The 8,217-nt window shown below is 54.1% G+C and carries 12 protein-coding genes; 8 read left to right on the top strand and 4 right to left on the bottom strand.

Translation table 11 applies throughout. The features are described from left to right. Positions 1 to 533 precede the first annotated feature (533 nt). Together ACIK7D_RS15065 and ACIK7D_RS15060 are read left to right on the top strand one after the other, a co-directional pair. Positions 534 to 824 carry a DUF6516 family protein gene (locus tag ACIK7D_RS15065; RefSeq protein WP_400156679.1) on the top strand — a complete coding sequence of 97 codons (291 nt, stop codon included), beginning with the start codon at positions 534 to 536 and terminating at the stop codon, positions 822 to 824. Then, positions 821 to 1,189: a transcriptional regulator gene (locus ACIK7D_RS15060; RefSeq protein ID WP_243017504.1), complete on the top strand. Its 369-nt coding sequence runs from the start codon at positions 821 to 823 to the stop codon at positions 1,187 to 1,189. The genes ACIK7D_RS15065 and ACIK7D_RS15060 overlap by 4 nt, the downstream gene beginning before the upstream one ends. A 170-nt stretch (positions 1,190 to 1,359) precedes the next feature. Here the strand turns inward: ACIK7D_RS15060 and ACIK7D_RS15055 are convergent, their stop codons facing one another. After that, positions 1,360 to 2,589 (bottom strand): type II toxin-antitoxin system HipA family toxin, encoded by a 1,230-nt coding sequence (locus ACIK7D_RS15055; RefSeq protein WP_400156678.1) that lies wholly within the window; start codon positions 2,587 to 2,589, stop codon positions 1,360 to 1,362. A gap of 20 nt (positions 2,590 to 2,609) precedes the next feature. Continuing rightward, positions 2,610 to 2,921 carry a helix-turn-helix domain-containing protein gene (locus tag ACIK7D_RS15050; RefSeq protein WP_244557321.1) on the bottom strand — a complete coding sequence of 104 codons (312 nt, stop codon included), beginning with the start codon at positions 2,919 to 2,921 and terminating at the stop codon, positions 2,610 to 2,612. A gap of 413 nt (positions 2,922 to 3,334) precedes the next feature. Between ACIK7D_RS15050 and ACIK7D_RS15045 the strand changes: the two genes are divergently transcribed. Then, positions 3,335 to 4,405, top strand: a complete 1,071-nt coding sequence (locus ACIK7D_RS15045) for a GSU2403 family nucleotidyltransferase fold protein (RefSeq protein ID WP_400156677.1) — start codon at positions 3,335 to 3,337, stop codon at positions 4,403 to 4,405. Positions 4,406 to 4,548: 143 nt separating this feature from the next. Here ACIK7D_RS15045 and ACIK7D_RS15040 read toward each other — a convergent pair whose 3' ends face one another. After that, positions 4,549 to 5,388, bottom strand: coding sequence for a GIY-YIG nuclease family protein (locus ACIK7D_RS15040; protein ID WP_080818870.1), 840 nt, complete (start codon positions 5,386 to 5,388; stop codon positions 4,549 to 4,551). 161 nt (positions 5,389 to 5,549) lie between these two features. On the opposite strand from ACIK7D_RS15040, the gene ACIK7D_RS15035 reads away from it, so the two are divergent. Next, complete coding sequence (locus tag ACIK7D_RS15035; protein WP_080818871.1) at positions 5,550 to 5,978, top strand: ester cyclase; 429 nt, start codon at positions 5,550 to 5,552, stop codon at positions 5,976 to 5,978. Here the strand turns inward: ACIK7D_RS15035 and ACIK7D_RS15030 are convergent. Next, a complete protein-coding gene (locus ACIK7D_RS15030) occupies positions 5,947 to 6,237 on the bottom strand; it encodes a hypothetical protein (RefSeq protein ID WP_080818872.1) in 291 nt (96 codons plus the stop codon). The genes ACIK7D_RS15035 and ACIK7D_RS15030 overlap by 32 nt on opposite strands. Positions 6,238 to 6,252: 15 nt before the next feature. On the opposite strand from ACIK7D_RS15030, the gene ACIK7D_RS15025 reads away from it, so the two are divergent. From ACIK7D_RS15025 to ACIK7D_RS15010, 4 genes are read left to right on the top strand one after another with little or no spacing between them, the layout of a single operon-like run. Continuing rightward, positions 6,253 to 6,885, top strand: coding sequence for a hypothetical protein (locus tag ACIK7D_RS15025; protein WP_080818873.1), 633 nt, complete (start codon positions 6,253 to 6,255; stop codon positions 6,883 to 6,885). After that, complete coding sequence (locus ACIK7D_RS15020; RefSeq protein ID WP_127757069.1) at positions 6,818 to 7,357, top strand: hypothetical protein; 540 nt, start codon at positions 6,818 to 6,820, stop codon at positions 7,355 to 7,357. The genes ACIK7D_RS15025 and ACIK7D_RS15020 overlap by 68 nt, the downstream gene beginning before the upstream one ends. After that, positions 7,358 to 8,026, top strand: coding sequence for a hypothetical protein (locus ACIK7D_RS15015; protein ID WP_400156676.1), 669 nt, complete (start codon positions 7,358 to 7,360; stop codon positions 8,024 to 8,026). It begins immediately after the preceding gene. Then, on the top strand, positions 7,912 to 8,214 hold the full coding sequence (locus ACIK7D_RS15010) for a hypothetical protein (protein WP_400156686.1): 303 nt from the start codon (positions 7,912 to 7,914) through the stop codon (positions 8,212 to 8,214). Before ACIK7D_RS15015 ends, ACIK7D_RS15010 begins: the two co-directional genes overlap by 115 nt. Positions 8,215 to 8,217 lie beyond the last annotated feature (3 nt).

The raw sequence follows: 8,217 nt of genomic DNA, 5'->3' as shown, positions 1-8,217 counted from the left end.
AATTGATAGCGATCGATCATAATAACAATATCATGATATTGTTATTATGATCGATCGCTATCAATTTTCATCGCCTTTTCAGCCCACTTCACAATCAGATTCCTTCTCGTTCCACCAATAAATAATCCATGCTCCATATAAAAATCTATATAAAATCATCCAGTTACAAGCAGCTCGAATTGCATGTCCGCAAAACAAGCAAAATCCGCCAATTAAACTCCTTCCCTCTGTCAGCAATGGTTCACTTGCAATATTTTATATGTTTTCCCATCGATCCAGTATAAATTATATGTTTAATGACCGACCCTCCCCTGTCTCAACTCAACGGCGCGCGGCGCGGTCAACCGTTCACTCCAGTCCACAAGCGGTAATTAATTCCTTCATCAAAGTATAAAAATAATAATATATGTATTTATCGGACTTATGTTAGTAAAATATTCCAAACACAAATACCCTGCAGCGCGCCGCCAATTAACCTCAAAGCTCCGTTGGCATCCTTGACAACGGGACGCAGCGATGACATAAATGACAACATGATTGCCGCGATCCTTGTCGAACGTTCGAAAACTGTTTTGCCAGACGGTGCGATTGTCGAGATCGTTGTGTGGAAGGTGCCGGAACCCGTTCCCGGTAGCACCCACCTGTTCAAGTATCGACTGTTTTATGGCAAGGACGGCAGGCGTATCGTCGGTTTCGACAACGAACGCGGCAAAGGCGATCATCGTCATCTTGACGGCGAAGAGCATCCCTACATGTTCACAACGACCGATACCCTCCTGTCCGATTTTCGGAAGGAGATAATCACGAGGAGGCAGAAACCATGAGAGAAGCCTTGATACAAATCAGAGCAGACAGTGAGGCTGCACTCGATGAGGCCTTTGACAGGGCAACCAGCGCCATGCGCTCAGGTAATCCCTCAGAGCCCGTGGCAGTCTTCACCTTCTCGTCGCCTGCACAGCTTTTTTCTGTCATCACACCCAAAAGGTGGGAGTTGATTGAACATCTCCAGAAGATCGGCCCATCCAGCATACGCGGACTTGCCCGATCCGTCGAACGTGACGTCAAGCGTGTGCACGAGGACGTGTCCGCGTTGTCGGACTGGGGTATCTTCGAACAAACCGAAGACGGAAAGGTTCACGTACCCTACGACGTGATCCACGCGAATTTCGACCTCAGAGCGGCAGCCTGATCAGGAACCATAACGCAAACTATCACCACACCACCCTTCCAGTCTTCGAATACTACAACCTGGAATGCTGCCGCTGATGACATGTCACCGCCTTCCTGCATCTCAGCCCGGAACTTTCCACGTTTGTGGCATCCGGCCTGCGTAAATCCGATCCATCGAAACATGGGCCTTTAAGCAAGCCGATTACCATTCAAGAACTTGTCGAGTTCAGCGGTCCGGGTTCTGGATAACTGAACTTCCTCAGCAAACTCAGGCCATCGGTCTACAGCCGCTCTAACCTGTTCTATAACTTCCCGCGCATCCTGATCTGAAATCGAGGCCCCTTTGGAGACTGCCAGAAGGTGAGACATGCCGGGATTCCTGCCTTCCCCGACTATTGCGGCGCTGTGCTCTCCACCTGGTCCCGACGAAAAAGTAAGATCGTATGCGGGCGCCAGAGACCAGCGACCATTCCCGTCCATAAGGAAGGCGTGGTTCTTCGCATGGTCGTCGCGATTTCTGGCATAGACATTGAACACCATGTTTCGGAACATCTTCAGGACTTCCGTAGCGTCGCGGGTCATTATGTGAGCAAGCTTGTGCAGTTGCTCATAGTTCACACTCGCTTCACGATGGCTGGCATTCAGCAGGCCGCTTGCCGTGTGCATGTGGAGCCTGCCGGCAGGTGTCCTGTCAAAACGTTTCGTCGCAAAAAGCCGTCGTCCTTTCCTGGTCTCCAGCAGCAGGGTGTCGGCCATCGTCAGTCCTGCAGCGACGGCCATAAGCGAATAGGCTTTTTCTTCCGCACCGATCTCCCGCGGATCATCGGAACTCGGCGCCTTGACCATCCACCTTTCAAACCCCGGATCCAACGGTTGGCCATAATCCAGAACGCATCTGTTCTCCGCCTGGTTGAAGCCGATCATAATCTTCGGCCGCGCACCCGCGGATCCACCCTGCGCGCCCTGCAAGCTGTCAATATCAGCCACGTCCATTTCAGCCTGCACCAACTCGACCTGATCAGCGAACCAGTCGAGATCGGTGACGGCCTGAGGCTCCTGGTCGTCTGGCAATTCAGGAACATATGAGAGCGCGCCCATTCCCGTTCTGCCCACTGCCGACAGACGGTCGATCGGGGTAAGCCGGGTATAGTCGATGCCCGCCCGCTGAAGACGGCGGTCCAGCAACAGACGACCCCAACCATCCGGCAGGCTGTCGTTGAACAGTCCGTGAAGCCCGTCAAATGGATCGCGAGGCGCTGCAATCAATCCAGTGGAGGCCATCATATGGAATGGTGAAACCAAAAGGGGCGCAGCCAGAAACTCCGCCGCGTACTCGAAATACACCCTCCGTTCCCCGCTGCTCCAGGCAAGCGTCCCGAGCTTTCTCTCATTCCCTTCGAGCTCCAGATAAACGCTCATCTTCTGGATTGACGTGAACTTCATTTCCGGCGCACACGCTGCTTGATAGGACGATCAATGACATCATCGATATTCTGTGGCGGCCGACCCGGGAACAGCCGTTCAAATTCCGCCTCCGCCTCAAGAGCAAAGGCAATTTTCACGAGACTCTCGAGAGAAATTTTGCCGGCTTCTTCAAATAGCCTCAGCGATCCGTAGGAGACATTCGATCTCGCAGCCAATTCGCGTTGGGTCAACCCTTGCTGGATCCGTCGGCGCTTCATTCTGTCCGCCAGGTCCCGGATAACCTCCACAGGAGAGGACATTTTAAATGCTAACATATTATCACCCATGTGTAAATCAGACTTCTTAATGCCAATATAATAGCACTTAAAAGAAATCGCAACTCACATGCATGCTCAGAAAACTCGGCTTTATAACTCGTTGCGTATTGCAGGACTGCATCATCGCGGCCGTTTGGCTCCCCCTTTCCGTATTGATGCCACGGGCGATGGCAATTGATAGCGAACATACAGGTGAAGCAAGGGGTGGCCGTACCGACCATCTACCTCACAGCGAAACTGTCTGGAACTCTCGTGGCCAGCTTCAGGGACGGTGCCCTGACGACCGGTTGCCAAGGTAAATGGAAGCGGTTATAAGGATTTTTTAATTTCCTTATAACGACTGCGCCGGTTATCGTGATTCCGGTTATAAGGAAAATAACAAAACCTTATAATGACGCAAGTCGCCGCAAGGATCGCATGTTTTGAAACAGATTGACCTATCATACAGGACACTATTCGCGGAACTGGCGCAGCGATCGTTCGATGCGCAGTTCTCCACCGACTTCCCTCATAATGGACGGTTCGTGAACGTCCCAGTTAAAGGCAAGAGCTATTGGTACTTCGAGTATCCGACCCCCGATGGTGACAAGCGGCGCTATGTAGGGCCGGAGGCAGACGCGGAAATAACCGCGAGGGTAAACGCCCACAGGGAAGTCAAAGACGACCTCAGGGAGCGGCGTCGGCTCGTTAACGCCCTTACGCGAACTGGTGGCATGGCGGCGCCTGAACGTTTCGCCGGCGAAGTAACGAAAGCTCTTGCAGACGCCGGATTGTTTCGCCTTCGAGCGCTTATCATAGGCTCGGTTGCGTTCAGCTGCTACTCAGGGCTTCTCGGGGTTCGCCTCCCAAATGCCGCGCTCCAGACGGGCGACGCCGACTACGCCCAGGATTTTGCAATAAGCTCAGAGGTCGGGGACAGCCTGCCATCAATCCTCGACGTCTTGCATACCGTTGATCCGTCCTTCAGGGCGGTACCACATCAGGTGGACAAGGCGCGTGTGGTCGCCTTCATCAACTCGGACAACTACCGCGTGGAGTTCCTGACGGGGAACCGCGAATCTAACGACCATACGGGCAAGCCGTCACCCATGCCTGCTCTTGGCGGCGCGTCGGCGGAAAACCTTCGCTTTCTGGACTATCTGATCTACGAGCCCGTCAGAACGGTGCTGCTGTACAGGGAAGGCGTCAGCGTCAACGTCCCCGCTCCCGAACGCTATGCCGTTCACAAGTTGATTGTCGCGTCTCGCAGGCGCAACGATGCCCTGGGCAGAGCAAAGCGTGACAAGGATCTTCAACAGGCATTCCTGTTGTCAGAGGCCCTGGTGGAAACCCGGCAAGGATATTCGCTGGCCGACGCCTGGAACGAGGCGTGGGAACGCGGTCCCGCATGGCAGGAAGCGATCACTTCAGGACTTGCCATGATGCCGGATAAAGCCAGATTGCCTTTGGCAGTCGCGCTTGGCGTTTCTGCCGCTGATTTGGGAAAAAGATGAGGGCCAACCTTGGTGCAAATCCTCGAACTTCCCGTCCCGCCAAACGGGTTCTATCGACTTCACAACGGCAGTTGCGGTCTCGTCACCTGTTGAACATCCATACCTGCACCTGTTCAGTAACGGGGCATCGTCCCGCTAGCGTGCTAATTGCACACCAGTACGATTGTATGTTCATCGAGCACAACGCCCTCGACTATCTCTCCCTCATCGAAGTGCGTCTGAAACCATCTGGCAATCTGGGAATTCTGGCCTACCACTCTGACAGCCCCGGTTCGATTGGCGCTCCGGTTGATCTTCGAAACGACTGTCGGACTACCATCACTGAATCTGACCTGGATAGCTTCTCCATCCTTTCCCAGAAATCTGCTGGCATCGGCGCCGGGGTTGAGAATCCCCATTTTGTAATAAGTAGGTCCTAGCACGACAGAAAAAGACGCCAATATGCTACCCGTGGCGCATGACGACAGATCGGCCTCGGCGATAGCCGGAGCGTCAAGCTCGGTCTCTTGTTCTTCCTCACGTTCTGCGTCTTCCGAGATTGCACGACCTTTATCCTTTCCGTTCCAGGGCGGGTCGAATTCGCGGATCAGGCTGTCCTCTAGTCCGGCAGCCAGATTGATTTCAAAATCCAGATATTGGAGATGCGTTATCGGCGTAAAAACAAAGATGCGGACCGTACCCCCATCCGCAATAGCCATTTTTATGTTGCGATGGCAACGTTGGTTCGTGGCTTGCGATCCACCAGGACGACAGTATCCGACATATCGCTTTCTGATTGAGCGGGCGGTCTTCCCAATGTAGAGAACTTGGTCTTCACGCACGAATGCGTATAGCGCGTTCGGTGCTTCCAGCAGAATTCGATTTGAGACGGCGTTCTCACCGTCAAGCTCGTAAGTAATGAAATCGTCTTTCAGACGCCATTTCCCTACATCTACGAAACCGAGATTCAGGAGAACCTCAGCGTTTACCTGCGAGCTTGTCATGCACCTTCAACTCCCCCTGGGATTGACAACTTTTTGCTGAGAACAAACCGTCATGTCAACGCCATCAGGTTCGGGCAAAGCTATTCAACAAAACAATGGGAGCCATGTGACGATCGGCCGGCCTCGGCGCTAAAACAGGTTCCATCGACACGGAGAAACCCATGCCGACACTTCAGGACATTTATCTCGCCTATCTCGACTGCCTCAACCGCCAGGCCTTCGGTGAACTCGGCGCCTTCGTCGACGACACTGTCGAACACAATGGCCGCCCACTCGGCCTGTCGGGCTATCGCGCCATGCTGGTGAACGACTTTGCCGACATTCCCGATCTGCGGTTTGAGGCAGAGATTCTTGTCAGCGACGCGCACAGGATTGCCGCCCGGCTGTTCTTCGATTGCACTCCCAGAGCCACCTTCATGGGCCTGCCGGTCAATGGCAGGAAGGTTCAATTCTGCGAGCATGTTTTCTACGAATTCGAGCACAACAAAATCCGCAGGGTCTGGTCGGTGATCGACAAGGCTGCGATCGAAGCCAGCCTGGCTGATAACCAGCAAACGCTCAGCCAGTCTCATCCTTCTTTCCCCCGTTGAGCAGATCCTCAAGCAGTTCACGATCGGCGTCACGCAACCTCATCTGCGGCAGTTCATGGCGGAGCCAGTCCCGCAGCATCGGCACCTCCAGTCCGCCTGTTCCGTCCGCCGGTCTTCGAAGTTCTTTGAGCACCCATGTGCCCAGCAGCATTTTGCGCCGCAGCTCAAGCCGCCGCTCCTGCGCGGCAAGCCTTGCCATCAAAGCGCGTTTTCGCGCCTCCAGTTCCTCGATGCGACGGACCACCGGTTTACGCGCCATGACCGGCTTCTCCGCATGCTGTGGTGTTCTTCTTCTCCAGCCGAGCAGATTCTCGCCTCCATCAACAAGGATGCATCGAAGTATCAGGAAATCACCAAGGACAGCTACACCAAACTGTCGGGTGAACTCGATGTTGAAGCCCTGCGGAATCTGAAACGCAATCTCGATTTTGCTCTTCGATACAGCCAGGCGCAGGATGCCGCCGTCCCAGGCTGGATTGCGGCAGAAGAACCGCAGGCTATCGAACAGTATCGTGAGGCAATCCTCTATGGCGGGGCGACACCTGCCGAAGCCGAAGACCCCTCGTGGCCCGCGCCAATGCGAGAGCGTATCGGCGAGCTTGGGGCGAACGCGTTGCCACCCGGCCAGCCACTATTTTGGCTGGCTTCCGATACCGGGTATCACTCGACTCGGAATATTGACCTTTGCGTCAGTGGCTACGAACCGGTAGGACGGTTGGTGGCAAGTTGGCGCCTTGTTGTGAAACCCTGCGTGTCGGTCATGCAGGACATTTCCAAGCATTGTGATTTCGCGAGAGAGCCACTTGAAGACGCAACAACACAGAGATTACAAGATGCACATGAAACCTGCCGTCGTTTTTTCTTGGTGTGCCGCAATTCTCGCAGCCACCCCCACATATGCTCTTAACGATCAACAAGATCATTTTGGGAGTGCGGTTGTCAGAACCGTAATCGGCGGGAATACTGATGCACCGCCAATGCAAAACGGCGCGTTGATTGCCTTCAAGATTGATCTGCCCACCGACAGAATTGAGTACATCGCTGATGGTCTTCACCGCTTCTCGTTCGGATGTGAAAACCATGGCGAAAAATTTTACTTCACACTCTATCGTCGCACACGGGGGTTGTCTCCAACAGTTCCGGGGGCGGTCACGATCTCTACCGCTTCAAGCTCCATTACCGGGGAGGCTCAAGTCGCGTCGGGAATGGTCGGTAGTTTAGATTTTCCCGACGTTCTAAAGTTACTGCAAGCACTGGCCAAATCTCCAAGCGACATCCGTTTCGATGTCGACGGCGAAATCTATAATTTTCCGACGCATGAGGTTCCAAGCGAAATATACGCCCGCATTCTCAAACAGTGCAGCTTGCCAAACTCATGATTGATTGCTGCCGTTCACGATTTCGTCCCGGGTAGTAATCATGGGCTCTGCGAAGTCCAGATCCTCACTCGCAGCGGTCACGACTGGAAGCATCGTTTTCCGACCATAAAAGACGGCGGCAGAGAGATTGCCCGTTCCCACAACCAACATGACGGCGAAGCCGTCGTCATGGCCACCAAGGGTCGATCAGACTTCCGTCTGCGGCAGGAAGCGCTCGGCCGCCGATCCGGCAAAGCCAACTCGAACGCCGCTATTTTCACGGCCCTTGATCTTCTCTTTTTCGACGGTCGCGATCTGACCTCAATGCCACTGTCATCGCGCCGGCATTTGCTCGAAAAGTTTTTGCACACCAAGGTGCTCGGCATCATGTTTTCCGAGGCCATCGATGCGGACGGTGAGCACTACTCGCTTCCATCCGCGAATTCGGTCTCGAAGGCATCGTCACAAAGCATCGAGGCAGTCACGATCGCTCCGGCCGCTTGGGCGACTGGCTCAAGAACAAATGCGCCCAGAGCGATAGCGTCTTCATCGTCGGCTATGAATCATCCTCAAGCCTGGTCGGAGGGATCGGAACGCTTCTGCTGGCAGCAAATAACGGTGATGAGATCGTCTATGCCGATTCAGTCGGAACAGGCTTCAGGGAAGCGCAGGCCACCATCGACAGGCTGAAGCGTAAGCGATCGCCCCTCTCCTGCAACGGCTCCCGTAAGGATATTGTCTGGGCACTGCCAACCATCCTCGCCGAAATCCATTGTCGCGGCTGGACACATGAGGGAAAACTACGGCACGCCTCTTTCAAGGGCGTTCGCGATGTGCAGGATAACACCGATGTTCTTCGGATCGAAGACGTTCTTTAGTTG

Source organism: Agrobacterium sp. P15N1-A (assembly GCF_044626815.1).
GTDB lineage: Bacteria > Pseudomonadota > Alphaproteobacteria > Rhizobiales > Rhizobiaceae > Agrobacterium > Agrobacterium leguminum.
Note: the sequence above shows the minus strand (reverse complement) of the source record. Positions and strands in the feature narration are given on the sequence as shown.

Coding starts and splice junctions, on each gene's coding strand:
- ACIK7D_RS15065 (WP_400156679.1), top strand. CDS start 534: ATGATTGCCGCGATCCTTGTCGAACGTTCGAAAACTGTTTTGCCAGAC.
- ACIK7D_RS15060 (WP_243017504.1), top strand. CDS start 821: ATGAGAGAAGCCTTGATACAAATCAGAGCAGACAGTGAGGCTGCACTC.
- ACIK7D_RS15055 (WP_400156678.1), bottom strand. CDS start 2,589: ATGAGCGTTTATCTGGAGCTCGAAGGGAATGAGAGAAAGCTCGGGACG.
- ACIK7D_RS15050 (WP_244557321.1), bottom strand. CDS start 2,921: ATGGGTGATAATATGTTAGCATTTAAAATGTCCTCTCCTGTGGAGGTT.
- ACIK7D_RS15040 (WP_080818870.1), bottom strand. CDS start 5,388: ATGACAAGCTCGCAGGTAAACGCTGAGGTTCTCCTGAATCTCGGTTTC.
- ACIK7D_RS15035 (WP_080818871.1), top strand. CDS start 5,550: ATGCCGACACTTCAGGACATTTATCTCGCCTATCTCGACTGCCTCAAC.
- ACIK7D_RS15030 (WP_080818872.1), bottom strand. CDS start 6,237: ATGGCGCGTAAACCGGTGGTCCGTCGCATCGAGGAACTGGAGGCGCGA.
- ACIK7D_RS15025 (WP_080818873.1), top strand. CDS start 6,253: ATGCTGTGGTGTTCTTCTTCTCCAGCCGAGCAGATTCTCGCCTCCATC.
- ACIK7D_RS15020 (WP_127757069.1), top strand. CDS start 6,818: ATGAAACCTGCCGTCGTTTTTTCTTGGTGTGCCGCAATTCTCGCAGCC.